This window comes from Lentzea sokolovensis (assembly GCF_033949975.1).
Classification (GTDB): Bacteria; Actinomycetota; Actinomycetes; order Mycobacteriales; family Pseudonocardiaceae; genus Lentzea; species Lentzea sokolovensis.
Map to the genome: position 1 here is coordinate 1 of NZ_JAXAVU010000036.1, position 581 is coordinate 581.

Annotated in this window: 1 protein-coding gene; it reads right to left on the bottom strand. The window is 72.5% G+C overall.

All coding sequences use genetic code 11. The features are described 5' to 3' along the window. Positions 1–581: alpha/beta hydrolase (locus tag SK854_RS48155; RefSeq protein WP_319981899.1), on the bottom strand; the 581-nt coding region annotated here is incomplete at both ends.

The window sequence follows — 581 nt, forward strand, 5'->3', positions numbered from 1 at the left end:
CGGTGGCCCACGACGGACGCGAGTTGGTCGGTCGTGTGGCAGGGCACCTGGGGGTCCAGCTCGCCGCAGGTCAGAAGCACGGGCATCGGCGGCAGCCCGCGTGCGACGGCGGGCGGGAAGACCGCGTCGTCCGTGGTCACGAACCGGCGGTTCGGTCCCGCCAGTGACTGGAAGAGCGCGGCGAGCGGTGCCGGCATGGCCGTCGTGTCGACTGGGCGGCCACCTCGCAGGTCCGCGACGGCCACGTCGATCGCCCGGTCGATGATCTCCGCTTCCTGCTCGGTCAGCCCTCCGGCGTCGACGAGTTGCCCGATCTGGTCGTGCAGTTGCATGGCCAGCACGTCCAGCAGCCGCAACGCCTGGGGCTGCAGCATGATCAGGGCGGCGGCACGCTGACGGGGAGGTGCTTGCGCGGCCAGCACCAGTGCCGTCATGCCTCCTTCGCTGTGACCGGCCAGAGCCACCCTGTTCCGCGCCACCTCGGCACGGCGTTGCAGGAGGTCGCGGGCTGCCGCGGCCTGGCGCACGAAGGCCGGGTAGTCGATGTCCTGAGGCCGCCCGGCCCAGGCGCCCAGTCCCGT